Consider the following 22,928-nt stretch of genomic DNA (forward strand, 5'->3'; position numbering starts at 1 on the left):
CCGTGACGCGGGTAGCGGCGGCGAGACCGCGCAGTCATGAGCATGACATTCGCAGGCACCCGGCACGCCGCTTGGGGTGAGCGGGACATGTCAGGGCGCGGGAGGACCGTAGCCCCGGCCGAGGACCGACCGGCAGTGCCGGAGGGAATTCTTTGCCCCGCCATAGGAATGGATTGGCCCCCTCATAGGAGGGGGCTGGTCCGCGCTTGAGGCGGCGTCAGGCCCAGAGCTGACCGTGCAGGGTCTCGATGGCCTCTTCCGTGGTGGCCGCCGTGTAGACGCCGGTGGACAGGTACTTCCAGCCGCCGTCGGCCACGACGAACACGATGTCGGCGCTCTCGCCGGCCTTGAGGGCCTTCTTCCCGACACCGATCGCCGCGTGCAGGGCGGCCCCGGTGGAGACGCCCGCGAAGATGCCCTCCTGCTGCAGGAGTTCACGGGTGCGGGTGACCGCGTCGGCGGAGCCGACCGAGAAGCGTGTGGTGAGCACGGAGGCGTCGTACAGCTCCGGGACGAAACCCTCGTCGAGGTTGCGCAGGCCGTACACCAGGTCGTCGTAGCGCGGTTCGGCGGCGACGATCCTCACGTCCGGCTTGTGCTCGCGCAGGTAGCGGCCGACGCCCATCAGGGTGCCGGTGGTGCCGAGACCGGCGACGAAGTGGGTGATCGACGGCAGGTCGGCGAGGATCTCCGGGCCGGTCGTCGCGTAGTGGGCGCCCGCGTTGTCCGGGTTGCCGTACTGGTAGAGCATCACCCAGTCCGGGTGCTCGGCGGACAGCTCCTTGGCGACGCGCACGGCGGTGTTGGAGCCGCCCGCGGCCGGGGAGGAGACGATCTCCGCGCCCCACATGCCGAGCAGGTCCCGGCGCTCCTGCGAGGTGTTCTCCGGCATCACGCACACCATGCGGTAGCCCTTGAGCTTGGCCGCCATGGCCAGGGAGATGCCGGTGTTGCCGGAGGTCGGCTCCAGGATCGTGCAGCCCGGGGTCAGGCGGCCGTCCTTCTCCGCCTGCTCGATCATGTGCAGCGCCGGGCGGTCCTTGACCGAGCCGGTCGGGTTGCGGTCCTCCAGCTTGGCCCAGATGCGGACGTCGGCGGACGGCGAGAGCCGCGGCAGGCGCACCAGAGGGGTGTTGCCCACCGCGGCCAGCGGGGAGTCGTAGCGCATGGGTGCTCAGCGGCCGATCAGCGCATGCCGCCGGCCACGGCCGGCAGGATCGTCACGGTGTCGCCGTCGGACAGCTTGGTGTCGATGCCGTCCACGAAGCGGACGTCCTCGTCGTTCAGGTACACGTTGACGAAGCGGCGCAGCTGGCCGTTGTCCACGATGCGGGCCTGGATGCCCGCGTACCGGGTCTCGAGGTCGGCGAACAGGTCGGCCAGGGTGCCCCCGCCGCCTTCCACCGCCTTCTGGCCGTCGGTGTACTGGCGGAGGATGGTGGGGATGCGGACCTCGATGGCCATGGTTGCGGGCTCCTGTCAGGAAGTGTCTGGTCGGTGGGCGCACGGATGCGCGCCGCGGCTCACGGCCGTACGGCGGCAGGGAACGTCAACAGATGGCGCTGTTCAGCCTGCACAGGTCGACGTGCAGCCGCGCCACGAGCAGCACGCTCGGCGCCTTGTCGCTCACGTCGTAGAGAACCATGGACTCATCGTATCGATTCCCGGTCCGGGTCCCGGAATGTGATCTCGCATCCTGGAAGCCCGGTGACCGGATGGCGGGATCAGTAGCTCTCCACGACCTTGACCTCCTCCTCCGTGACCTCGCCTTCCACGATGCGGAAGGAGCGGAACTGGAAGTCGCCGAGGCCGTCGGTGTCGGCGGTGGACACCAGGACGTAGTGGGCGCCGGGCTCGTTGGCGTAGGAGACGTCGGTGCGGGAGGGGTACGCCTCGGTCGCCGTGTGGGAGTGGTAGACGACCACCGGCTCCTCGTCGCGGTCGTCCATCTCGCGGTAGAGCTTGAGCAGGTCGCCGGAGTCGAACTCGTAGAACGTGGGCGACATGGCCGCGTTCAGCATCGGAACGAAGCGCTCGGGGCGGTCCGAGCCCGCCGGTCCCGCCACGACGCCGCACGCCTCGTCGGGGTGGTCCTTGCGCGCGTGGGCGACGATTCTGTCGACGAGGGCCTGGGTGATGGTCAGCATGCCCGCCAGGATAGACAGACGGGCCGCCCGTACCGAGGTGTGGTACGGGCGGCCCGGATGGCGGACGCCCTGAGCGGCGGCCGCAGCGGGTGCCACGAGAACCCGCTGTGGCCGGGCGTCCGCGGGGCGGATCAGCCGACCCGCTCCAGTTCCGGCTCGCGGCGCTGGGTGACCTGCGGGTTGCGGGTCTTCAGGACCAGCCAGCCGATGCCGAGCGCGGCGGCCCAGACGGCCATGACGTACAGGCAGACCCGGGAGTCGGCGTCGTAGGCGATCAGACCGGTGACGAACAGCAGGAACGCGATGGCGATGTAGGAGCACACCGCGCCGCCCGGCGCCGGGAAGGAGGAGGCGGGCAGCCGGCCCGCGTCGACCGCGCGGCGGTACAGGACGTGGCTGACCAGGATCATCAGCCAGGTCCAGATGCCGGCCGCGGTGGCGACGGAGGTGACGTAGCCGAAGGCCTTCTCCGGGACGACGTAGTTCAGGACCACGCCGATGCCCATGAACAGCATCGAGACGGTGATGCCGAGCGCCGGGGTCTTCGTCGACGACAGCTTCGCGAAGGCCCGCGGGGCCTCGCCGTTGTCGGCGAGGGTGCGCAGCATGCGGCCGGTCGAGTACATGCCCGAGTTGCAGGACGACAGGGCCGCGGTCAGCACCACGAAGTTGACGATGCCGGCGCCGGCCGGGATGCCGATGACCGCGAACGCCTTCACGAACGGGCTGACGCCCGCCGCGAACTCGGTCCACTTCACCACGCACAGGATGACGGTGAGGGCACCGACGTAGAACAGGGCGATGCGCCAGGGCAGGGTGTTGATCGCCTTGGGCAGCGTCTTCTCGGGGTCCTCCGACTCGCCCGCGGTGACGCCGACGAGTTCCACGGCGAGGTAGGCGAACATGACGCCCTGCAGGGTCATCAGCGAGGAGCCGACGCCCTTGGGGAAGAAGCCGTCGAACTGCCACAGGTTCGCCACGTGCGCGGTGTCGCCGGCGGCGCTGAAGCCGAAGGTGAGCACGCCCAGGCCGATCACGATCATGCCGATCAGGGCGGTGACCTTCACCATGGAGAACCAGAACTCGATCTCACCGAACAGCTTCACGGAGATCAGGTTGGCCACGAACAGGACCACCAGGAACACCAGCGCCGTCACCCACTGCGGGATGTGCGGGAACCAGTAGTTGACGTAGATCGCCGCGGCCGTCAGCTCGGCCATGCCGGTCACGACCCACATCAGCCAGTACGTCCAGCCGGTGAAGTAGCCGAAGAACGGGCCGAGGAACTCGCGGGAGTACTCGGCGAACGAGCCGGAGACCGGGCGGTAGAGCAGCAGCTCGCCCAGGGCCCGCATGATGAAGAAGATGATCACGCCCGCGAGGGCGTACATCAGGATGAGGCTGGGACCGGCCTTGGCGATGTTCGCGCCGGCTCCCAGGAACAGTCCGACACCGACTGCGCCGCCGATCGCGATCATCTGGACCTGACGGCTGCCGAGCCCGCGCTCGTACCCCTCCTCAGGGGCTTCGGTGACCTTCTCAGAGGCCATGTGTGGTGCGCCTTTCTCCATGCCGACCCGGGCCTTTCGTCGGCCTCGGATCGGGTTTCGATCCCCCCGGATTGATGGAGCTGGGCGGGTTTGCACGGACCCGCCCGTGCCTGGCCGGCGGTCGCCGGCTCGGTGGCGCACCCGGCCGGACATGGGTGGTGTCGGCCGGGCGGTCGTGAAGATGTATCACGGCCGCACTATTGATCACCGGTGGGCGATGTGGCGCGTCCCACAGGGAAAAGCGGACAAAGAGCGCCCGGATGCGGCAAAGCGGGCCGCGGTGGTGACGGGATCGTTATCCGCATTTGAGCGTCCGCTGAGCGAACACGAAACCGTCACATTTCAGGGCATGAGGGTGGAGACGAGGGTCTCCTGGAGGCCGCCGAGCCACAGGTACGCCATCACCATCGGCTTGCGCGGGTCGTCGTCCGGGAGCCGGTAGAGCAGGTCGGTGTCGTCCTCGTCGGTGATCTCCAGGCGGGAGCCGATCGCCAGGCGCAGGTCGTTGAGCGCGCCGAGCCAGCCCCTGGACTCCTCCGGGGTGAGCTCGAGGACCGCCCCGCCCACCTCGATCGGGGCCAGGGCGTCCAGGCTGCGGATCACCGCGAGGGCGTTCTGCCGCTTGCCGGCCCTGAGGTCGTTCTCGGTGTAGCGGCGGAACTCGGCGGAGTACTCCTGCCGCTCGTCGGCCTGGGCCGGAGAGGCGGGCGGCTGCTCCGGGTCGTTGTAGGCGTCCGGGAAGAGCCGTCGGAGCACGGGGTCGCTGGGCGGCTCGCTCGGGCCGTCGGCGAACAGCTCCGCGAGCGGGTCCGCGGGCTCCTGGCCGGCGGGGCCGGGACCGGGGCCGATCAGCTCCAGCAGCTGGACGGCCAGCGACCGGATGATGGAGATCTCGACGTCGTCGAGGGCGACGGCAGCGCCGCCGCCGGGGAGCGGTTCGAAGGTTCCGGGCATGAAAGGGATTCGCTACTTCCGGTCCTGCTGGAGGGTGGCCCACAGACCGTAGCCGTGCATCGCCTGCACGTCGCGCTCCATCTCCTCGCGGCTGCCGCTGGAGACGACGGCCCGGCCCTTGTGGTGGACGTCGAGCATGAGCTTGGTGGCCTTGTCCTTGGAGTAGCCGAAGTACGTCTGGAAGACGTACGTCACGTAGCTCATGAGGTTGACCGGGTCGTTGTGGACGATCGTGACCCAGGGGACGTCGGGCTCGGGTACGGCGAAGACCTCCTCCGCCGACTCGGTGCGTTCGATCTCTACGGGCGCGGGTGACGTCACACCGCCCATGCTGCCACGCGGCCCACTATTCGTCACACTGACGAAATGGGTGTACATTCGTTGCCATGAACACAGCGGACCTTGGGCTGCCGGTGGAGGTTCCCTCGACGGCCCTCTTCACGGACCAGTACGAGCTGACGATGCTGCAGGCCGCGCTGAAGGCCGGTACGGCCGAGCGGCGCAGCGTGTTCGAGGTCTTCACCAGGCGGCTGCCGGACGGGCGCCGCTACGGCGTGGTGGCGGGCACCGGACGCGTCCTGGACGCGGTGGAGAACTTCCGCTTCGACGAGCCCGTCCTCGCCTTCCTGCGGGAGCACGGCATCGTCGACGAGGAGACCGCGAAGTGGCTCGCCGGCTACCGCTTCGGCGGAGACATCTGGGGCTACCCGGAGGGCGAGGTGTACTTCCCGGGCTCGCCGATCATGCGGGTCGAGGGCAGCTTCGCCGAGTGCGTGCTGCTGGAGACCGTGATCCTGTCCATCCTCAACCACGACTCGGCGATCGCGGCCGCCGCCTCGCGGATGGCCTCGGCGGCCGGCGACCGGCCGCTGATCGAGATGGGCGCCCGCCGCACCCACGAGCTGGCCGCCGTGGCCGCCGCGCGGGCCGCCTACGTAGGCGGCTTCGCGACCACCTCCGACCTGGCGGCCGGCTTCCGCTACGGCATCCCGACCGTCGGCACCTCCGCGCACGCCTTCACCCTGCTGCACGACCGGGAGCGGGACGCCTTCCGCGCCCAGGTCGACGCCCTCGGCCGGGGCACGACCCTGCTGGTGGACACCTACGACGTGGCCGAGGCCGTCGCGGCGGCGGTGGAGGTGGCCGGGCCCGGGCTGGGCGCGGTGCGCATCGACTCCGGCGACCTGCTGCTGGTGGCCCACCGGGTGCGGCAGCAGCTGGACGAGCTGGGCGCGCGGGACACGAAGATCGTGGTCACCTCCGACCTGGACGAGTACGCGATCGCCTCCCTGGCCGCCGCGCCCGTCGACGCCTACGGCGTCGGCACCCAGCTGGTGACCGGCTCCGGGCACCCGACCGCGGCCATGGTCTACAAGCTGGTCGCCCGCGCCGAGACCGCCGACCCGGAGGCGCCGCTGGTGCCGGTCGCGAAGAAGTCCAGCGGGGGCAAGACGTCCATCGGTGGCCGCAAGTGGGCGGCACGCCGGCTGGACGCGGACGGGGTGGCGGAGGCCGAAGTCGTGGGCACCGGGGCGGTGCCGGCCGGCCTGGCCGAGCGGCAGTTGCAGGTGGAGCTGGTCAAGGCCGGCGAGGTGGTCGCCCGCGAGCCCCTGGACGTGCCCCGGGAGCGGCACATCGCCGCCCGCGCCAACCTCCCGCTGTCCGCGACACAGCTCTCGCGCGGGGAACCCGTCCTTCCGACGGAGTACGCGCACGGGCCGTCGGGTAGCTAAAGCAGGTCCGCCGTCCGCACCCGCGAACCCCCTCCCGCACGGGGCCGCCAGTCTCTAGGCTCAGTTACTCAACCCACAGTCGAAGGACACCCACCATGCGCCGCGCCTTGATCGTCGTAGACGTGCAGAACGACTTCTGCGAGGGGGGCAGCCTCGCGGTGGCCGGCGGTGCGGACGTGGCCGCCGCCATCACCGAGCTGATCGGCCAGGCGGCCGGCTCCGGCTACCGGCACGTGGTCGCCACCCGTGACCACCACATCGCACCCGGGGGTCACTTCGCCGACGACCCGGACTTCGTCCGCTCCTGGCCCGCGCACTGCGTCGCGGGCACGGAGGGCGTCGGCTTCCACCCGAACTTCGCCCCGGCGGTCGCCTCCGGCGCGGTGGACGCCGTCTTCGACAAGGGTGCCTACTCGGCTGCCTACAGCGGCTTCGAGGGCACCGACGAGAACGGCGTCCGCCTGGCCGACTGGCTGCGCGCCCGGGAGATCGACGAGGTCGACGTGGTCGGCATAGCCACGGACCACTGCGTGCGCGCCACCGCCCTGGACGCCGGGAAGGAGGGCTTCCGCACCCGCGTCCTGCTGGACCTCACCGCGGGCGTCGCCCCGGAGACGACCGAGCGGGCCCTGGAGGAACTGCGCCAGGGCGGGGTGGAGCTCACCGGCAAGCCGGTGGTCGGCGGCTAGGGTCCCGGGCCCGTACCGGCGGCGGTCAGGTCCGGGCGGCCGACTGCCGCAGCAGGGTCCTGATCGGGTGCCACAGCTCCATCACGGTGACACCGTTGTCCGGGGCCGTGCGCCATATCAGGCCGTCGGGATGGTGCAGCACCGCCGTGACCTCGTCCGGCGTCGGCGGCTCCGCGTTGCCCCGCAGGTACACCGCCCTCAGGCCCAGGTTGCGCAGCCGGGTCAGGGCCCGCGCCCGGTTCCGGGCGTGCACCAGCACGCGCACCCCGGCCGGTCCGCCGGCGGGGCTCGGCAGGTTCAGTGCCACCACCACCGTCCCGTTCGGCAGCTTGCAGAAGCCTCCTGCGGCCATGCGGTCACATCCCCGTTCCGGTCGGTGTCAATAAGCGAGCCACAGGACGCACCTAAACACGATCGGCGGCAACCCGCCAGGGGGTCGCCGCCGATACGCTTGTGACCTGCGGTGATGCTGCCTACTTCACCGCGGGGCCGACCTCGAGCTCGAGCGTGGAGCCGCCCTTGCCCTGCTTCAGGATCACGATCTTGGTGTTGGTGTCAGTGACCTTGACGCCGCCGGTCGGGTTCGCCGGGTCGTAGTAGGAGCTGGTGTGGTCGTTGAAGACCCGCACGCCCTTCTGCGACTTGATCTTCAGCGCCTTGTCCGCCTTGTGCAGCGTGAAGGCGTCCGTGGACTCGAAGCCGAACGTCGAGTCGAAGGCCTGGATGCGGTTGCGCAGGAGCGTGCCGTCGGCCCACTTCAGCGCCTTCGGGTGCGCGTCCACCGGCAGGATGAGACCCGTGCCCGGGTGACCGTCCTTGTTGGTGTTGTTGTCCGCCTGGGAGGTGTCCCACTTCCAGATCAGCAGGCCGTTCTGGTACGGGTAGTGCTCCACCCAGTCCGGGCGCGACGCGAAGCCGAAGTTGTACGGGCCGACCTTGAGGGTCTTGTCGTACGACACGTACTGGCGGTTCTCGGCGAGGTAGTACTGCTTGTAGTCCTTGGTGAAGGACCCGCCGATGCGGGAGAAGCCGCTCGCGGTCCACGCCGGGTCGGCGCTCTCGGCGTTGTCCGTGAACAGCGGGGTGCCGTCCGCGGTGACCGTGATCTCGTCCGCCGCGAACCCCTTCAGGGCCACGCCGCCGTCGGACTGGTAGCGGAAGCGCAGGTCGAACTTCTGGCCCGCGTAGGCGTCCAGCGAGTACGACAGCTTCTTGTAGGCGTCGACCGAGCCGGTCAGGGCCGGCTTGCCGGAGCCGTCGCGCGGGATGGCCTGGCCGTCCACCGTGCCGTCGAGCGCGGTCCAGTTGGCGCCGCCGTCCGTCGACACCTCGGCGTAGAGGTAGTCGTAGTCCTTCTCGATGTCGTACCAGCCGTCCAGGCTCAGCGTGGCCGAGGACTTGCCGGTCAGGTCCACCGAACGGGTCAGCGTGTTCTTGAGGTTGTCACCCATGCCGCTCCACCACTGGGTGGAGCCCTCGGCCGGGGCGACGATCTCGGTCTTCACGGCCTTGTCCGGCAGCGAGACCACGACCGCCTGGCGGTACTTGGTGTTGTACTCGGCGACGCCCAGCTTGTGCCAGGAGTTGACGCCGGCCTTGGCGGTGTCGTAGTTCAGCCAGCCCAGCTGCAGCTTGTCCCAGGCGTTCAGGTCGCCGGGCAGGTCTCCGATGGAGTCCTTGCCGCGGCCGAGCCAGGAACCGGAGGACATCAGCGTCCAGAAGCCGGTGGAGTTGTCGCCGCCGGCGGTGTCGTACTCGTCCGGCAGACCGAGGTCGTGGCCGTACTCGTGCGCGAAGACGCCGAGGCCGCCGTTCTCCGGCTGGATGGTGTAGTCGCCGACCCAGATGCCGGTGTCGCCGATCTGCGTGCCGCCGAGCTTGTTGTCGGCCGGCCCGGTGGCGCCGGCGTCCGTGCCGAAGGCGTACCAGCGGTGGGCCCAGATCGCGTCCGTGCCCTGGGCGCCGCCGCCCGCGGACTCGTCCTCACCGGCGTGCACGAGCTGGAAGTGGTCGATGTACCCGTCCGGCTCGTTGAAGTTGCCGTCGCCGTCGTAGTCGTAACGGTCCCACTGGTCGTACTTGGCCAGGTCCGCCTTGATGGCGGCGTCGGACTTGCCGGCCTTCTTCTGGTCGGCGACCCAGGCGTTCACGCCGTCGCGGACGACGTTCCACACGCTGGTGCAGTTGGTCTGGCCGCAGGCGTTGTTGCCGTAACGGGCCTCGTTGTAGGGGACCTTGACCCAGTCCGAGACCTCGCCGTCGACCGAGTAGCGGCCCGAGGACTGCTTCTCGTAGTACTTCTTCAGCGACTCGGTCTTCTTGCCGGTGCCGAAGTAGAGGTCCTGGAAGTGCTTCTGGTTGTAGTCCGCCTGCCAGGCCGTCGAGTTGTCCTTCTTGCGGTCCGGCTTGGCTATCTGGTTGTGCAGCGGACCGGGGGTGCCGCCGTACCGGGGGTCGGTCTGGTCGCCGAAGTCCACCAGGATCGTGAAGATCTTGTCGGTCTTCTCGCGGCCCAGCTCGACGTACTTGCCTTCGCCCTTCTTGCTCTTGAGCTGGACGACCTTCGAGCCGTTGCGCTCCTTGGCCTTCGCCTTGCCCGATATGAGCTGGTTGAGGGCCTCCTGACGCTGCGCCCGCTGCGTCTTGCTCATCGGGCCGTCGAGGTCGTGCTTCTCCTGCTTCACCGGGGCCGGGTCGTGCCGGTTCACGGCAGCGGGCCGGGCCGTGGTGCTGGCCTCCGCGACGGCGAACGTCGCGATCGTGGCGGAGGCCGCCGCGAGCGCCACACCGATCGCGGCCGCCCTGAACGTCCAGGGTCTGCTGGTCACTTGAGTTCCTCCCCCGCGCCGCGCACACGGACAGGGGGTTTCCGGGTCGTGGAAGGTTCCGTGCGCGCACGTTCAACGCGTGTTCAAGTGACGACATTTGACTAGAGGTTTAGAAGAAAAGACAGACCTTGACTTGAGCAGGACAAGTGCACTATGCGGAGACGGCGTTCGCTTTGCGAACATGTCCACATCGTGGGCAACGGCGCAGAGCCAACCTTTGCCCGACCAGGCTCATGACTCCGTGCGCCCCCTGTGCACCGGCACCGTGGGTAAGGTCACGCTTACCAGCTGTCCGGCTCGGGCATGCAGGCGGAAGAGAGTCGCACGGCACCCCCCGACATCCAGCTCCCGCTTTCCGAGGACACGATTGCCATGCCTCGTCCGACTGCCGCACAGCTCGCCTACGGTTCGTGCACCGTGATCTTCTCGACGCTCGCCATGCTGCTGCTGTCCGAGACGAGTTCGGGCACCGGGATCGCCGTCATCGTCCTGGCCGCGCTCGGCCTCGGGCTGCTCGTGGCGATGACGGTGCCGCTGCCGCGACCGCGCGCGCACGCGGAGCCGGCCGAGAACGCGCCCGAGAGCGAGCGGGTTCCCAGCCGGCTGTGAGGCGAGGCGGCCTGCCGGGCCGCCTCAACGGGTGCTGACCACCACCGTCTTGGCCGCCTTGTCGTGCAGGCCCTGCTTGTACGGCTTGTCGAAGAAGCTCCAGCCGCCCGCGATCGCGGTCCAGAAGCAGGCGCAGCAGAAGGCGAACGGCACCCACAGGACCAGCGCGCGGACCAGCGACGTCTGCGTGGACGGGGTCGCGCCGTCGTCGAGGTTGGCCACCCGCATGCCCAGCCACTTCTTGCCGAGGGTCTGCCCCGACCGGGAGATCATGAGCGTGTCGTAGGCGACGTAGAGGACCGCGGCGGCGACCGACTCCCAGATGGCGCCCGCGCTCTGGACCCGGTTGGCGTTCACGTCGTACTGCTGGGCGCCGAGTGGCAGGGTGACCAGCCACACGACGATGCCCACGAGGATCATGTCGATGATCCGCGCGAGGGTGCGCCGGCCGCTGTCGGCGAGCGGGGGCATGCCGGCGAGGGGATCGGGCGGTTGGCCGGGACCGCCGTAGGGGCCGCCCGTGCCGTAGGGGCCTCCCGCGTCGTACGGGCCACCGCCCGGGGGCGGGGGCCCGCCTCCCGGCGGGGGCCCGCCTCCCGGCGGGGGCTGCCGCTCGCCGTACGGGGTGCCGTACGGCGAGCCCGGCCCCTGGTCCGACTGGTCCGACTGGTCCGACGGGGGCCGCTTTCTGAACGGGTCGTCCTCCGGGGGCTGCTCTCCGGAGCCGGGGGGCGGTTCGCTGCTCATGGCCCGAGTGGAACCCGAACGCCGCCGGGCCGCATCCGGCGGGCGGCCGTCCGGAGTACGCACGGGCCGGGCCGGGTCAGCCCGCCACGAAGGTGTGCGCCGCCTTGTCGTGCCAGCACTGGTGCCAGGGCCGGTCGAACAGGCACCACAGCACGCCGACGAGGCCGATGCCGAGCAGGCCGGGGACGCTGTAGACCAGCCAGCGGCGCAGGGCCGCGCCGAACGCCGGCGGCTCGTGGGCCTCGATGTCGCGCACCTCGATCCCGCACAGCCGCTTGCCGAGCGTGCGGCCCCACTTGGCGGTGGGCAGCACCTCGTACAGGACGCCGAAGACCAGGAGGACGGCGAGGACGATGCCGAGCGAGGTGCCGGTCGTGCCGTCGAGCAGCCACACGGTGACGGTACGGCCGGACAGCCTGGCCTCGTCGATCTTGTGCTGGACGTGGTCGACCGCCCGGGTGCCGAGGGGGACCGCTGCGGCGGCGGTGACGGCGCCGATGACCAGGTTGTCGACCAGCCGGGCGGCGAACCGCCTGCCGACGCCGGCCGGGCGCGCGGAGGCCTGCCGGCGGGCGGCCGCCTGGAACACGTCCTCCACCGGCGGCTTCCACGGCGCCACGGGCTGCTCGTCGGCGCCCCCGGCCAGCCGGTGCACCTGCTGGGCCCAGGAGGCCTGCCCCCCGCCGGGACCGGCGCTCAGGGGCGAGGCGGCACCGGCCTGCTGCGGCACGGCCTGCGGCGGCACCGCCTGCTGCTGGGGCCCGGCGTGCTGCTGCCCGGCCTGGTGCGGCACGGAGGGGGTCGCGGCGGCGGCCTGCGGCGGCTGCGCCACCGGGGGCGTCCGGGGCGAGGGCGCCGCGGCCCGGGCGGCGGCCGCCTTCCCGGCGCCGAAGCCGGGGCCGGGCGCCGGGGCGGACTGCCCCGCGGACGCACCGGCCGAACCGTGGCCGCCTGCTCCGCCCGCCGCCGGGTCTCCCGGCCCGGCCTGAGGCGCGCCGACCGGGCCCTGCGCCCCGAAGCCCGGACCCGTGCCGGTCCCCGCGCCCGGGTCGGCTGCGGCGTCACCGCCCGGCCGGCCCTGCCCGGGCACCTGGCGGAACGTCATCGTGCCGTCGTCCGTGACGGCCGCGGGCCCGGGGACCGGGCGGCGGAAGATGAAGGTGCCGCCGGGGTCGGGGGCGTCGTCGTCCGCCGGCGGGATCGACGCCGTGCCCTCGGTGCCGGGTGCGTGGCCGACCGGACGGGACGAGCCGTCCGCGGGGATCCTCGGGTCGGCGCCCCAGGCCGGGCCGCCACCGTCGGAGGGCGCCGGGCGCGGGTCCTCGTCGAAGAAGTGCGGGCCCGTCTCCTCCACGGCGGAGGCCGCGGGGCGTACGCCGGGCGGCGGGGCGAGCGGCTTGCCGTCCTGCGGCGCCGGCCTGCTGGTGCCCGGCACCCAGGAGGCGCCGTTCCAGTACCGGACGTAACCGGGGATGGACGGGTCCGGGTAGTAGCCCTCGCGGGGCCTGTCGTCACCTGGGGCCGGGGTTGGGGCGCTCATGTCCGTCGTCCCGTATCTGCTCGGGGGTGGGAAAGGGGGCTCCACATCTATCAGACCGGGGCATGTCACACCCCCACTCCGGCCGTACCCCACTCCTTTCGGGTAGACGGCGTACACGGCTGTCACCCGTCGGCGGAAAAACTTCCCCGAACCCGCGCGATGCCCCGGCGCCCGCCCCCTCTCCCTGGTACGGGCCCGCAACCGGCGGCCCGGCGAGAAGCGAAGAGGACACAGGAGAGAGGAGACGCACATGCGATACACGGAGGTGGAGCGGGAGCTGGAGCTGCGGCTCGTCCTGTCCCCCGAGCGGAGCATCCCGGTCGCGGCCCGGCTCGGCTACCGCTCCGACGACCCCTACGCCGTGCACATCACCTTCCACATCGACACCGGCCACCCCGTCACCTGGACGTTCGCGCGGGACCTGCTGGTGGAGGGCGTGTTCCGGCCCTGCGGGCAGGCGGACGTACGGGTGTGGCCGGGCCGGGCGCAGGGGCGCGGCGTGGTCCTGATCGCGCTCGGCTCCCCCGACGGCGACGCGCTGCTGCAGGCGCCCGCCGCGCAGGTGTCCGCCTGGCTGGAGCGGACGCTGCGGGCGGTGCCGCCGGGCACCGAGGGCGGGCGGCTGGACCTCGACGAGGAGCTCGACCAGCTGCTGGCCCGGTGAGGTGCGGCCGGCGGGTCAGAACAGCTTGCCGGGGTTGAGGATGCCGAGGGGGTCGAAGACCTGCTTCACCGCCCGCTGCATCTCCAGCCCCACCGGGCCGATCTCCCGCGCCAGCCACTCCTTCTTCAGCACGCCCACGCCGTGCTCGCCGGTGATGGTGCCGCCGAGTTCCAGGCCGAGGGCCATGATCTCGTCGAAGGACTCCCGGGCCCGCCGGGACTCGTCGGGGTCGCCGGCGTCGAAGCAGACGACGGGGTGGGTGTTGCCGTCGCCGGCGTGCGCGCAGACCCCGATGGTCAGCCCGTACTTCTCGGCGATCCGCTCGGTGCCCTCGAGCATCGCGCCGAGCTGCGAGCGGGGCACGCACACGTCGTCGATCATCGTCGTGCCGGTGACCGCCTCCAGCGCGGGCAGCGACATCCGCCGCGCCTGCAGCAGCAGTTCGGACTCGGCCGGGTCGTCGGCGGGCACCACCTGGGTGGCCCCGGCGGCCTCGCACAGCGCGCCGACGGCGGCGAGGTCGGCGGCGGGGTGCGGGGTGTCGAAGGCGGCCAGCAGCAGCGCCTCGGTGGACTCGGGCAGACCCATGTGGGTCAGGGCGTTGACGGCCTTGACGGTCGTGCGGTCCATCAGTTCGAGGAGGGACGGCACGTGCCCGCCCTCCATGATCCGGCACACGGCGTCGCAGGCGGCGCCGGCGGAGGCGAACTCGGCGACCATCACGAGCTGCTGCGGCGGCTTGGGCCTGAGCGCGAGGACCGCCCGTACGACGATGCCCAGGGAGCCCTCGGAGCCGACGAACAGCCGGGTGAGGTCGTAGCCGGCCACGCCCTTCGCGGTGCGGCGGCCGGTGGACAGCAGGCGCCCGTCGGCGAGGACGACGTCCAGGCCGAGCACGTACTCGGCGGTGACCCCGTACTTCACGCAGCACAGGCCGCCGGAGGCCGTGCCGATGTTGCCGCCGATGGTGCACATCTCCCAGCTGGAGGGGTCCGGCGGGTAGTACAGGCCGTGCTCCTCGACGGCGCGGGAGAGGGTCGCGTTGACGACCCCGGGTTCGACCACCGCGATCCGGTCGACGGGGCTGATCTCCAGGATGCGGTCCATCCGGGTCAGCGACAGCACGATGCAGCCGTCGGTGGCGTTGGCGCCGCCGGACAGGCCGCTGCGGGCGCCCTGCGGGACCACCGGGACGCGCAGCTCGGTGGCCGTGCGCATGACGTGCTGCACCTGCTCGACGGTGCGCGGCAGCACGACGACGGCGGGCGCGCCGGCCGGGCAGAAGCTCGCCATGTCGTGGGCGTAGGAGGTGGTCACGCCGGGGTCGGTCACGACGGCCTCGGCGGGCAGGCCGGCCAGGAGCCGGTCGGTCAGGGTGCTGATCGCTTCGTCGCGGGGCGCTTCGATACGGCTCACGATCACAGCGTGACACTCGGGGGCCATCGGTGTGAACCCCGTCCGTGCCGTCCTTGGGCCACCCGGACCTGTCCGGCGTACTGGCGCACAGTGAGCGGTATGGAGATCCGACAGTACGACCGCTCCGTGTCCGGTTCAGCCCCGCGCCGCCACCGGCGGTGGCTGCGGCGCGCGCTGGTCACCGCGCTGCTGGGCGGGGCCGCGGCGGGCGGGGCGCTGGTGCTGCTGCCTCCGCCGCAGCCCCGGACCGCTCCCCCGGCGCCGGCGGCGGGCCCGCGGGCCGAGGCCCAGGTCCGGGCCCGGATGCTGGCCGCGGTCACCACCGGGGTGCCGGCCGCCCTGCCCGACCTGGCGGCGCTGATCGGGCAGCAGGAGCGCGCGGTCCGGGCCCGGCCGCGGGACGCGCGGGCGTGGGCGGTGCTGGGCGCCGCGTACGTGGAGCAGGGGCGGCGCAGCGCCGACGCGGCGGCCTACCCGAAGGCCGAGCGGGCGCTCAGGACCTCCCTGGAGGTGCGGGGCGCGGACAACGTGGAGGCGCTCGGCGCGCTGACCGCGCTGGCGAACGCGCGCCGGGACTTCCCGGCGGCGAAGCGGTACGGCGAGCAGGCGCTGAAGCTGGCGCCGAAGCGGTGGGCTGCCTATCCCCCGCTGATCGACGCGTACACCGGGCTCGGCGACTACGAGCACGCGCGCTCCACGCTGGACAAGCTCATGGCCCTGCGCACCGGCGCGGACGCGAAGCCCGCGGTGATGGCGCGGGCCTCGGCGGTGTACCGGGACCGGGGCTGGCGCGAGGACTCCGTGGCCCAGCTGACGGACGCGGCGGCCGCCGCCCGCACGCCCGCCCAGCAGGCCGCCTACCTCACCGGGATCGGGCAGCTGGCCTGGGAGCGGGGCGACCTGGCGGAGGCGCTGCGGCACTTCGAGGCGGCCGTGCGCCTGGACCCCGGCCGGCGGGAGGCACACGCCGGCCGGGGGCGGGCCCTGGCCGGGCTGGGCCGCATGAAGGAGGCCCTCGCCGCGTACCGGGCCGCCCTCGACGGGCAGCCGGACCCGCAGGTGACCCTGGAGCTGGCTGAGTTGTACGAGTCGCTGGGGATGGAACGGGACGCCGAGGAGCAGTACGGCCTGCTGCGGAACCGGGTGGCGCAGGCGGTGTCCGGCGGGGTCGACGAGGAGCTGCTGATCGGGCAGTTCGAGGCGGACCACGGGGACGCCGAGGAGGCGGTGCTGCGGTTGCGGGCGGAGTACGGGCGCCAGCCGGGCATCGAGGTGGCCGACGCCCTCGGCTGGGCACTGCACCGCACCGGTGACGACGAGGAGGCGCTGACCTACGCCTCGGCCGCGACGGACAAGGAGAAGGGCGGCGGGGTGCGCAGCGCGCTGTACGCGTTCCACCGGGGCATGATCGAACGCGAACTGGAGCTGGCCGGGCCCGCCCGTCGGCACCTGAAGGAGGCGCTGCAGATCAACCCGTACTTCTCGCCGCTGCGGGCGCCGGCGGCGCGGGAGGCGTTGCAGGAGCTCGGCGAGGTACCCGACGAGCCCCTGCCCGACGACCTGTCGTGACGGCCTGTCGTGACGGCGGACGTGCCGTGACTACAGGTTGCCCCGCTTGGCCTGCTCGCGCTCGATCGCCTCGAAGAGGGCCTTGAAGTTGCCCTTGCCGAAGCCCATGGAGCCGTGGCGCTCGATGATCTCGAAGAACACGGTCGGCCTGTCCTGGACCGGCTTGGTGAAGATCTGCAGCAGGTAGCCGTCCTCGTCGCGGTCGGCGAGGATCTTCAGCTCGCGCAGGGTCTCGACGGGCACGCGGGTGTCGCCGACCCACTCGCCGAGGGTGTCGTAGTACGAGTCCGGGGTGTTGAGGAACTCGACGCCGGCCGCGCGCATCGTGCGGACGGTCTGCACGATGTCGTTGGTGTTCAGCGCGATGTGCTGGACGCCCGGGCCGCCGTAGAACTCCAGGTACTCGTCGATCTGGGACTTCTTCTTGGCGATCGCGGGCTCGTTGAGCGGGAACTTCACCTTGAGGGTGCCGTCCGCGACGACCTTCGACATCAGCGCGCTGTACTCGGTGGCGATGTCGTCGCCCACGAACTCCTTCATGTTCGTGAAGCCCATGACGTTGTTGTAGAACCCGACCCACTCGTCCATCTTGCCGAGCTCGACGTTGCCGACGCAGTGGTCGATGGCCTGGAAGGTGCGCTGGGCGGGCGGCTGGACCATCGGCTCGGCGGCGACGTAGCCGGGCAGGTAGGGGCCGTCGTAGCCGGAGCGGTCCACCAGGGTGTGGCGGGTCTCGCCGTAGGTGGCGATCGCGGCGAGGACGACGGTGCCGTGCTCGTCCTTCACCTCGTACGGCTCGGCGACGCTCTGCGCGCCGTGCTCGAGGGCGTACGCGTAGGCGGCGCGGGCGTCGGGGACCTCGATGGCCAGGTCGATGACGCCGTCGCCGTGCTCGGCCACGTGCCGGACGAGGAAGGTGCCCCAGTCGGTGGTGGGCTTGATCACCGAGGTGAACACGAAACGGGCGGAGCCGTTCTCCAGGACGTAACTCGCGGTCTCGCGGCTGCCGTTCTCCGGTCCGGAGTACGCCACCAGCTTCATGCCGAAGGCACTGGAGTAGTAGTGCGCGGCCTGCTTGGCGTTGCCCACGGCGAAGACGACCGCGTCCATTCCCTTGACCGGGAAGGGGTCGGCCTGCCGTGCGGTGTCGGGAGTGTGGTGAGTGGTCTGCGTCATAGCGGAAGGGTGGCCCGGCCTTGCAAGGTGCGCAATAGTTCGCGTATTCACTGGGCAATCTGACCAGCGGTGCGGGCGAAGCGGCGGACTTTCTGTACAGGATGACCATCCCGGGAGGCGTGATGGCGATCGATCATCTGGACGGCCGGATCATCGTGCTGCTGGCCAGGGAGCCGCGCATCGGCGTGCTGGAGATGTCCCGGCGGCTGGGCGTCGCCCGGGGGACGGTGCAGGCGCGCCTCGACCGGCTGCAGTCGAGCGGGGTCGTCCGGGGGTTCGGGCCGCAGGTGGACCCGGCGGCCCTCGGCTATCCGGTCACCGCGTTCGCCACGCTGCAGATCCGGCAGGGGCAGGGGGCCGACGTCCGGGCGTACCTGGCGACCGTGCCGGAGGTGCTGGAGCTGCTGACCACGACCGGCAGCGGGGACATGCTGTGCCGGCTGGTGGCCCGCTCCAACGCCGACCTGCAGCGGGTGATCGACCGGGTCGTCGGCTTCGAGGGCATCGTCCGGGCGTCCACGGCGATCGTCATGGAGAACCCCGTCCCGCTGCGGATCATCCCGCTGGTGGAGCAGGCGGCGGGGGGCGACCGGGAGGAATGACCCGGCGCGGTCCGAACCCGCCGGAATCCCGGGGGAGTTGATGCAAAGAGAGTGTTGCAAAGGAGCCTTTGCATAGCTATCTTTGTACGCATGACGGAGCACGAGGAACGGAAACAGCGCCGGCTGGACGCCCGCTCGCTGCGCGGGCTCGCGCATCCGCTGCGGATGCAGCTGCTGGACGCCCTGCGGCGCCACGGCCCGGCCACCGCCTCCCAGCTGGGCGCCCGGCTCGGCGAGTCCAGCGGCGCGACCAGCTACCACCTGCGCCAGCTCGCCACCCACGGCTTCGTCGAGGACGCCCCCGGGCACGGCAAGGGCCGGGAGCGCTGGTGGCAGGCGGTGGACCAGGGACTGGTCTTCAACAGCGGCGACTTCGAGGGCGCGGGCCCGGAGGTGCGCGGGATGGCCGAGGTCTTCCTGCACGAGGTGGCCGCGACCCACGCCCGCGAGCTGTCCACCTGGCTCAGCACCCGCGACACCTGGCAGGGGGACTGGCAGCGCGGCGCCTCCGACATGAGCGACGCGACGCTGCGGCTCACCCCCGAACTGGCGGCCGAACTGGTCCAGAAGATGCACGCGCTGATCGACGGCTACCGGGGGCGCGTCCCCGAGGCGGAGACCCCGGGCGCCGCGCAGGTCCGTGTCCACACGCACCTGTTCCCCATCGAGACCGACTGAGACCGACCGAGACCGACCGAGACCGGCTGAGAGCCGCCGGGACCGGCCGGCACACGAGACGACCGAGACGCACCGAGAGGCAACGCCATGCACATCGAGACCCAGCTCGCCCAGCACCGCGTCACCGGCCTCCGCGCCCAGGCCGACGCCCACCGCCTGTCCACCGAGGCGAAGCCCCCGGTCGAACTGCGCACCCGCGTCGGCTGGACCCTGGTGGAACTCGGCCTGCGCCTCGCCTCCGCCCCCGGGCCGGCGCCGGCCGTGGCCTAGCAGCCCGCTACGGAGCTAGCAGCTCGGTACGGAGCCGTTGCCCTTCTCCAGGGCCACCAGGGAGTCCACCGCGCCCCGCAGCGTGGTCACCGGGACCAGCCGGAGTCCCTTCGGCAGCTCCGCCTTGGCATCGCCGCACTCGGCCTTCGGCACCAGGAAGACGGTGGCACCGTCCCGCCGGGCGGCCTGCGTCTTCAGGGACACGCCGCCGACCGCGCCGACCCTGCCGGAGGCGTCGATCGTGCCCGTCCCGGCGACCGTGCGCCCGCCCGTGAGGTCGCCGCCGCTGCCGTCGCCGTCCAGCTTGTCGATGATCCCCAGGGTGAACAGCAGCCCGGCGCTCGGCCCGCCCACGTTGGCGAGCCTGAGGGTGACGTGCACCTTGTCGGCGCTGAGGTGCAGGTACTTCAGCGCCGCCTGGGTCGCCGCGTCCTGGGACTGCTGCATCTGCTCGACGTTGTGCTTCTCGATCTCCTTGACGCTGTTCCCGCTCGGGTAGACCGCGTCGCGCGGCATCACGGCCCGGTCCGTGCGGAACCAGTTGCCGGCCACGTCCCCGAGGGTGACCCGGGTGTCCGGGCCGGTCGCCACGATCGTCGTCATCCGCAGCTGCCCGCTGGTCCGCCGGACCGGCGCCCCGGAAACGGTGATCACGGAGGTGCCCCGGTACTGCCCGAGCACGTTCGCCGTCGTCCCCGGCCCCGCCACCGAGAACGGCAGCGGCGCGAACACGGCCGTGGCGAGCAGCGCCACGACGGGCAGGGCGCAGACGGCGACGGCCTGGGGGCGCGTGAGACGTGAGAGCACGGGACCAATCTAACGTGACGGCCCCGGACCGCCCGCCGGGCCCACGGCTACGTCTGCCGGTGCCGGCGCGGGCGTCGGCGCCGGGGTCGGCGCCGAGGTCAGCGCAGGGCGTCCGCGACCTCGCGGGCCGCGTCGACCACGCGCGGGCCCACCCGCTCCGGGACGGAGTCCGCGAGCATCACCACGCCCACGCTGCCCTCGACGCCTGTCACCCCGAGCAGGGGCGCGGCCGCCCCGCTGGCCCCCGCCTCCAGCTCGCCGTGGGTGAGGGTGTAGCCGGGGTCGGAGGCGGGGCACTGGCGGGCGGAGAGGATGGCGCGGCCCGCGGCGCCGCGGTCCAGGGGGTGGCGGAAGCCCGCGCGGTAGGCGACGTGGTAGTCCGTCCAGGTCGGCTCGACCACGGCGACGGCCAGCGCCTCGGTGCCGTCCACCAGGGTCAGATGGGCCGTCGCCCCGATGTCCTCCGCCAGCGACCTCAGCGCGGGCAGCGCGGCCTCCCGCACCAGCGGGTGCACCTGCCGGCCCAGACGCAGCACTCCCAGACCGACCCGGGCCCGGCCGCCCAGGTCACGCCGGACCAGCGCGTGCTGCTCCAGGGTGGCCAGCAACCGGTACACCACGGTCCGGTTCACGCCCAGTTTGCTGGACAGCTCGGTGACGGTCAGCCCGTGGTCCGTGTCGGCCAGCAGCTTGAGGACGCGCAGTCCCCGGTCGAGCGTCTGAGAGGTCTCCGCGGTCACGACGCCCACTCCTTTGGTGGTGAGGTCGGCAGACCCCTGAGCGGCGGATGCGTCACCGGATCCCGGCGGCGACGCGCTTCAGAGGCCGCCGATCGGCAGGACGGCCCGGCGGCTCCGGGCCTTGTCGCTTCACGGCTGCGCTCCGCGGCGGCGCTGCCACGGGGCGTGTGCGTAGCGGGACAGTAGCGAAGGCGGTTCGCTCAGCGGAAGTCTCCGTCCAGAATCCGGGCAGTCCGACATCCGGCCTGCCAGGATTCGTCCCCATACGCACACGCAGCAGGCTTTTACCTCATGCGGGTGGCCCATTCCTGGACCTTGGCGATCCGCTGCCGCAGCTGCCCGGCCGTGGCCTCGGCGCTCGGCGGTCCGCCGCACACGCGGCGCAGTTCGGTGTGGATGACGCCGTGCGGCTTGCCGCTCTGGTGCACGTAGGCACCCACCAGGGTGTTGAGCCGCTTGCGCAGCTCCATCATCTCCTTGTGGCTGACCACCGGCCGCCGCTCGGCGGGCAGTTCCAGCAGGTCGGCCTCGGTGTCCGGCTTCTTGCGGCTGTGCGCGATCTGCCGGGCCTGCCGCTTCTGCAGCAGCAGCTGGACCTGGTCGGGTTCCAGGAGGCCGGGGATGCCGAGGTAGTCCTGCTCCTCCTCGCTGCCCGGGTGGGCCTGCATGCCGAACTCGGCGCCGTCGTAGAGGACCCGGTCGAACACGGCCTCGGACTCCAGCGCCTCGAAGGCGAACTGCTCCTGCTCGCCGGTGTCCTCGTCCTGCTCCTTGTTCGCCTCCTCCATCTCCTTCTCGGATTCGGCGTACGGGTCCTCCTCGCCCTCCTTCTTCGGCTTGTCGAGGGCGTGGTCCCGTTCCTTCTCCATCTCGTTGGCGAAGGTCAGCAGGTCGGGCACGGTGGGCAGGAACACGGACGCGGTCTCGCCGCGCCGCCGGGACCGCACGAAACGGCCGACGGCCTGGGCGAAGAAGAGCGGGGTGGAGATGGTGGTGGCGTACACCCCGACCGCGAGCCGGGGCACGTCGACGCCCTCGGACACCATGCGCACCGCGACCATCCAGCGGTCGTCGCTGCCGCTGAAGTCGTCGATCCGCTTCGAGGCACCGGCGTCGTCGGACAGCACGAGGGTCGCCTTCGTGCCGGTGATCTCCCGGATCAGCTTGGCGTAGGCGCGGGCGGAGTCCTGGTCGGAGGCGATGACCAGCGCACCGGCGTCCGGGATGCCCTTGCGCACCTCGGTCAGCCGCTGGTCGGCGGCGCGCAGCACGCTGGGCATCCACTCGCCGCGCGGGTCGAGGGCGGTGCGCCAGGCCTGGCTGACCGCGTCCTTCGTCATCGGCTCGCCGAGCCGGGCGGCGATCTCGTCGCCGGCCTTGGTGCGCCAGCGCATGTTGCCGCTGTAGGAGAGGAAGATGACGGGCCGGACGACGTGGTCGGCGAGGGCGTTGCCGTAGCCGTAGGTGTAGTCGGCGGCGGACCGGCGGATGCCGTCCTGCCCCTCCTCGTACGTGACGAAGGGGATCGGGTTGGTGTCGGACCGGAACGGCGTACCGGTCAGGGCGAGCCGCCGGGTCGCGGGCTCGAACGCCTCCAGGCACGCCTCACCCCAGGACTTGGAGTCGCCGGCGTGGTGGATCTCGTCGAGGATGACGAGGGTCTTGCGCTGCTCGACGCGGTTGCGGTGCAGCATGGGGCGCACGCCGACGCCCGCGTAGGTGACGGCGACGCCGTCGTAGTCCTTGCCGAGCGGGCCCGCGCTGTACTCGGGGTCGAGCTTGATGCCGATCCGGGCCGCGGCCTCCGCCCACTGCTTCTTCAGGTGCTCGGTCGGTGCGACGACGGTCACCTGCTGCACGACGTGGTGGTGCAGCAGCCAGGAGGCGAGGGTCAGCGCGAAGGTGGTCTTGCCGGCGCCGGGGGTGGCGACGGCGAGGAAGTCGCGCGGCTGCTCCTGGATGTACTTCTCCATCGCCCCGTGCTGCCAGGCACGCAGCTTGCCGGCGGTGCCCCAGGGGGCGCGGCCCGGGAAGGCGGGCGAAAGGTGGTGGGAGTGCGTCGAGGAAGAAGACATGGGGGTGGGCCCGGAGGGCCCTCCGTTGAGGGTGGTGGCGGGTGACGGGCGGGCGGTGGTAGTCACGGTCTCCGTGGATCAAGGGTCGGCAGCTCGGCTGTGTATGGCGACCGGGCCACCCTACCGGCGGGCCG

Annotated in this window: 24 protein-coding genes; 8 read left to right on the forward strand and 16 right to left on the reverse strand. The window is 71.8% G+C overall.

The window, feature by feature from the left end:
• Nucleotides 1–217: 217 nt before the first annotated feature.
• The 7 genes from AQJ66_RS20025 to clpS form a co-directional block, all read right to left on the reverse strand.
• A complete protein-coding gene (locus tag AQJ66_RS20025; RefSeq protein WP_061923847.1) occupies nucleotides 218–1,168 on the reverse strand; it encodes a PLP-dependent cysteine synthase family protein in 951 nt (316 codons plus the stop codon).
• A gap of 17 nt (nucleotides 1,169–1,185) precedes the next feature.
• Nucleotides 1,186–1,464: a MoaD/ThiS family protein gene (locus tag AQJ66_RS20030; RefSeq protein WP_061923850.1), complete on the reverse strand. Its 279-nt coding sequence runs from the start codon at nucleotides 1,462–1,464 to the stop codon at nucleotides 1,186–1,188.
• A gap of 85 nt (nucleotides 1,465–1,549) precedes the next feature.
• On the reverse strand, nucleotides 1,550–1,645 hold the full coding sequence (locus AQJ66_RS40860; protein WP_341849420.1) for a putative leader peptide: 96 nt from the start codon (nucleotides 1,643–1,645) through the stop codon (nucleotides 1,550–1,552).
• A gap of 79 nt (nucleotides 1,646–1,724) precedes the next feature.
• Nucleotides 1,725–2,147, reverse strand: a complete 423-nt coding sequence (locus AQJ66_RS20035; protein WP_061923853.1) for a M67 family metallopeptidase — start codon at nucleotides 2,145–2,147, stop codon at nucleotides 1,725–1,727.
• A 131-nt stretch (nucleotides 2,148–2,278) separates the two neighbouring features.
• Entirely contained in the window at nucleotides 2,279–3,697 is a 1,419-nt protein-coding gene (locus AQJ66_RS20040) for an amino acid permease (protein WP_061923856.1), read from the reverse strand.
• 342 nt (nucleotides 3,698–4,039) lie between these two features.
• Complete coding sequence (locus tag AQJ66_RS20045; protein WP_061923859.1) at nucleotides 4,040–4,651, reverse strand: DUF2017 domain-containing protein; 612 nt, start codon at nucleotides 4,649–4,651, stop codon at nucleotides 4,040–4,042.
• Nucleotides 4,652–4,663: 12 nt separating this feature from the next.
• Nucleotides 4,664–4,981, reverse strand: a complete 318-nt coding sequence (gene clpS / locus AQJ66_RS20050; RefSeq protein WP_061923862.1) for an ATP-dependent Clp protease adapter ClpS — start codon at nucleotides 4,979–4,981, stop codon at nucleotides 4,664–4,666.
• Between the two features lie 56 nt (nucleotides 4,982–5,037).
• Here clpS and AQJ66_RS20055 point away from each other — a divergent pair, with 56 nt between their 5' ends.
• Entirely contained in the window at nucleotides 5,038–6,384 is a 1,347-nt protein-coding gene (locus AQJ66_RS20055; RefSeq protein WP_061923865.1) for a nicotinate phosphoribosyltransferase, read from the forward strand.
• Between the two features lie 95 nt (nucleotides 6,385–6,479).
• A complete protein-coding gene (locus tag AQJ66_RS20060; RefSeq protein WP_061923867.1) occupies nucleotides 6,480–7,073 on the forward strand; it encodes an isochorismatase family protein in 594 nt (197 codons plus the stop codon).
• Between the two features lie 25 nt (nucleotides 7,074–7,098).
• On the opposite strand, the gene AQJ66_RS20065 is transcribed toward AQJ66_RS20060, so the two are convergent.
• Nucleotides 7,099–7,425 carry a hypothetical protein gene (locus AQJ66_RS20065; RefSeq protein ID WP_061923870.1) on the reverse strand — a complete coding sequence of 109 codons (327 nt, stop codon included), beginning with the start codon at nucleotides 7,423–7,425 and terminating at the stop codon, nucleotides 7,099–7,101.
• A 121-nt stretch (nucleotides 7,426–7,546) separates the two neighbouring features.
• A complete protein-coding gene (locus AQJ66_RS20070) occupies nucleotides 7,547–9,901 on the reverse strand; it encodes an immune inhibitor A domain-containing protein (RefSeq protein ID WP_061923873.1) in 2,355 nt (784 codons plus the stop codon).
• Between the two features lie 372 nt (nucleotides 9,902–10,273).
• On the opposite strand from AQJ66_RS20070, the gene AQJ66_RS20075 reads away from it, so the two are divergent.
• Nucleotides 10,274–10,510: a hypothetical protein gene (locus tag AQJ66_RS20075; RefSeq protein ID WP_061923875.1), complete on the forward strand. Its 237-nt coding sequence runs from the start codon at nucleotides 10,274–10,276 to the stop codon at nucleotides 10,508–10,510.
• A gap of 24 nt (nucleotides 10,511–10,534) precedes the next feature.
• On the opposite strand, the gene AQJ66_RS20080 is transcribed toward AQJ66_RS20075, so the two are convergent.
• Together AQJ66_RS20080 and AQJ66_RS20085 are read right to left on the reverse strand one after the other, a co-directional pair.
• Nucleotides 10,535–11,257 carry an RDD family protein gene (locus tag AQJ66_RS20080; protein WP_061923878.1) on the reverse strand — a complete coding sequence of 241 codons (723 nt, stop codon included), beginning with the start codon at nucleotides 11,255–11,257 and terminating at the stop codon, nucleotides 10,535–10,537.
• 76 nt (nucleotides 11,258–11,333) lie between these two features.
• On the reverse strand, nucleotides 11,334–12,797 hold the full coding sequence (locus AQJ66_RS20085; RefSeq protein WP_061923881.1) for an RDD family protein: 1,464 nt from the start codon (nucleotides 12,795–12,797) through the stop codon (nucleotides 11,334–11,336).
• 250 nt (nucleotides 12,798–13,047) lie between these two features.
• On the opposite strand from AQJ66_RS20085, the gene AQJ66_RS20090 reads away from it, so the two are divergent.
• Nucleotides 13,048–13,461, forward strand: a complete 414-nt coding sequence (locus AQJ66_RS20090) for an SsgA family sporulation/cell division regulator (protein ID WP_061923884.1) — start codon at nucleotides 13,048–13,050, stop codon at nucleotides 13,459–13,461.
• A gap of 15 nt (nucleotides 13,462–13,476) precedes the next feature.
• Here AQJ66_RS20090 and AQJ66_RS20095 read toward each other — a convergent pair whose 3' ends face one another.
• Nucleotides 13,477–14,883, reverse strand: coding sequence for an FAD-binding oxidoreductase (locus AQJ66_RS20095; RefSeq protein WP_061923886.1), 1,407 nt, complete (start codon nucleotides 14,881–14,883; stop codon nucleotides 13,477–13,479).
• A gap of 93 nt (nucleotides 14,884–14,976) precedes the next feature.
• On the opposite strand from AQJ66_RS20095, the gene AQJ66_RS20100 reads away from it, so the two are divergent.
• Nucleotides 14,977–16,446, forward strand: a complete 1,470-nt coding sequence (locus tag AQJ66_RS20100) for a tetratricopeptide repeat protein (protein ID WP_061923888.1) — start codon at nucleotides 14,977–14,979, stop codon at nucleotides 16,444–16,446.
• 30 nt (nucleotides 16,447–16,476) lie between these two features.
• Here the strand turns inward: AQJ66_RS20100 and hppD are convergent, their stop codons facing one another.
• Nucleotides 16,477–17,622, reverse strand: coding sequence for a 4-hydroxyphenylpyruvate dioxygenase (gene hppD / locus AQJ66_RS20105; RefSeq protein WP_061923891.1), 1,146 nt, complete (start codon nucleotides 17,620–17,622; stop codon nucleotides 16,477–16,479).
• 122 nt (nucleotides 17,623–17,744) lie between these two features.
• Here hppD and AQJ66_RS20110 point away from each other — a divergent pair, with 122 nt between their 5' ends.
• From AQJ66_RS20110 to AQJ66_RS20120, 3 genes are all read left to right on the forward strand, one after another.
• On the forward strand, nucleotides 17,745–18,224 hold the full coding sequence (locus AQJ66_RS20110; RefSeq protein ID WP_061923895.1) for an Lrp/AsnC family transcriptional regulator: 480 nt from the start codon (nucleotides 17,745–17,747) through the stop codon (nucleotides 18,222–18,224).
• A gap of 90 nt (nucleotides 18,225–18,314) precedes the next feature.
• The gene (locus AQJ66_RS20115; RefSeq protein WP_061923898.1) at nucleotides 18,315–18,902 is read left to right on the forward strand and encodes a winged helix-turn-helix domain-containing protein; all 588 of its coding nucleotides are present in this window, start codon (nucleotides 18,315–18,317) and stop codon (nucleotides 18,900–18,902) included.
• A gap of 87 nt (nucleotides 18,903–18,989) precedes the next feature.
• Nucleotides 18,990–19,172 (forward strand): hypothetical protein, encoded by a 183-nt coding sequence (locus tag AQJ66_RS20120; protein WP_061923900.1) that lies wholly within the window; start codon nucleotides 18,990–18,992, stop codon nucleotides 19,170–19,172.
• A 15-nt stretch (nucleotides 19,173–19,187) separates the two neighbouring features.
• Here the strand turns inward: AQJ66_RS20120 and AQJ66_RS20125 are convergent, their stop codons facing one another.
• The 3 genes from AQJ66_RS20125 to AQJ66_RS20135 all read right to left on the reverse strand — a co-directional run bounded on the left by AQJ66_RS20125 (nucleotide 19,188) and on the right by AQJ66_RS20135 (nucleotide 22,794).
• On the reverse strand, nucleotides 19,188–19,979 hold the full coding sequence (locus AQJ66_RS20125; RefSeq protein WP_061923914.1) for a S16 family serine protease: 792 nt from the start codon (nucleotides 19,977–19,979) through the stop codon (nucleotides 19,188–19,190).
• A gap of 98 nt (nucleotides 19,980–20,077) precedes the next feature.
• Entirely contained in the window at nucleotides 20,078–20,719 is a 642-nt protein-coding gene (locus AQJ66_RS20130; RefSeq protein ID WP_061923917.1) for an IclR family transcriptional regulator, read from the reverse strand.
• A gap of 284 nt (nucleotides 20,720–21,003) precedes the next feature.
• On the reverse strand, nucleotides 21,004–22,794 hold the full coding sequence (locus tag AQJ66_RS20135) for a DEAD/DEAH box helicase (protein ID WP_061923920.1): 1,791 nt from the start codon (nucleotides 22,792–22,794) through the stop codon (nucleotides 21,004–21,006).
• Nucleotides 22,795–22,928 lie beyond the last annotated feature (134 nt).

It is taken from the genome of Streptomyces bungoensis (assembly GCF_001514215.1).
Lineage (GTDB): Bacteria > Actinomycetota > Actinomycetes > Streptomycetales > Streptomycetaceae > Streptomyces > Streptomyces bungoensis.

Excerpts from the sequence above, each read along its gene's own strand:
- AQJ66_RS20025 (WP_061923847.1), bottom strand. The coding sequence starts at position 1,168 with ATGCGCTACGACTCCCCGCTGGCCGCGGTGGGCAACACCCCTCTGGTG.
- AQJ66_RS20030 (WP_061923850.1), bottom strand. The coding sequence starts at position 1,464 with ATGGCCATCGAGGTCCGCATCCCCACCATCCTCCGCCAGTACACCGAC.
- AQJ66_RS40860 (WP_341849420.1), bottom strand. The coding sequence starts at position 1,645 with ATGGTTCTCTACGACGTGAGCGACAAGGCGCCGAGCGTGCTGCTCGTG.
- AQJ66_RS20035 (WP_061923853.1), bottom strand. The coding sequence starts at position 2,147 with ATGCTGACCATCACCCAGGCCCTCGTCGACAGAATCGTCGCCCACGCG.
- AQJ66_RS20040 (WP_061923856.1), bottom strand. The coding sequence starts at position 3,697 with ATGGCCTCTGAGAAGGTCACCGAAGCCCCTGAGGAGGGGTACGAGCGC.
- AQJ66_RS20045 (WP_061923859.1), bottom strand. The coding sequence starts at position 4,651 with ATGCCCGGAACCTTCGAACCGCTCCCCGGCGGCGGCGCTGCCGTCGCC.
- clpS (WP_061923862.1), bottom strand. The coding sequence starts at position 4,981 with ATGGGCGGTGTGACGTCACCCGCGCCCGTAGAGATCGAACGCACCGAG.
- AQJ66_RS20055 (WP_061923865.1), top strand. The coding sequence starts at position 5,038 with ATGAACACAGCGGACCTTGGGCTGCCGGTGGAGGTTCCCTCGACGGCC.
- AQJ66_RS20060 (WP_061923867.1), top strand. The coding sequence starts at position 6,480 with ATGCGCCGCGCCTTGATCGTCGTAGACGTGCAGAACGACTTCTGCGAG.
- AQJ66_RS20065 (WP_061923870.1), bottom strand. The coding sequence starts at position 7,425 with ATGGCCGCAGGAGGCTTCTGCAAGCTGCCGAACGGGACGGTGGTGGTG.
- AQJ66_RS20075 (WP_061923875.1), top strand. The coding sequence starts at position 10,274 with ATGCCTCGTCCGACTGCCGCACAGCTCGCCTACGGTTCGTGCACCGTG.
- AQJ66_RS20080 (WP_061923878.1), bottom strand. The coding sequence starts at position 11,257 with ATGAGCAGCGAACCGCCCCCCGGCTCCGGAGAGCAGCCCCCGGAGGAC.
- AQJ66_RS20085 (WP_061923881.1), bottom strand. The coding sequence starts at position 12,797 with ATGAGCGCCCCAACCCCGGCCCCAGGTGACGACAGGCCCCGCGAGGGC.
- AQJ66_RS20090 (WP_061923884.1), top strand. The coding sequence starts at position 13,048 with ATGCGATACACGGAGGTGGAGCGGGAGCTGGAGCTGCGGCTCGTCCTG.
- AQJ66_RS20100 (WP_061923888.1), top strand. The coding sequence starts at position 14,977 with ATGGAGATCCGACAGTACGACCGCTCCGTGTCCGGTTCAGCCCCGCGC.
- hppD (WP_061923891.1), bottom strand. The coding sequence starts at position 17,622 with ATGACGCAGACCACTCACCACACTCCCGACACCGCACGGCAGGCCGAC.
- AQJ66_RS20110 (WP_061923895.1), top strand. The coding sequence starts at position 17,745 with ATGGCGATCGATCATCTGGACGGCCGGATCATCGTGCTGCTGGCCAGG.
- AQJ66_RS20115 (WP_061923898.1), top strand. The coding sequence starts at position 18,315 with ATGACGGAGCACGAGGAACGGAAACAGCGCCGGCTGGACGCCCGCTCG.
- AQJ66_RS20120 (WP_061923900.1), top strand. The coding sequence starts at position 18,990 with ATGCACATCGAGACCCAGCTCGCCCAGCACCGCGTCACCGGCCTCCGC.
- AQJ66_RS20135 (WP_061923920.1), bottom strand. The coding sequence starts at position 22,794 with ATGTCTTCTTCCTCGACGCACTCCCACCACCTTTCGCCCGCCTTCCCG.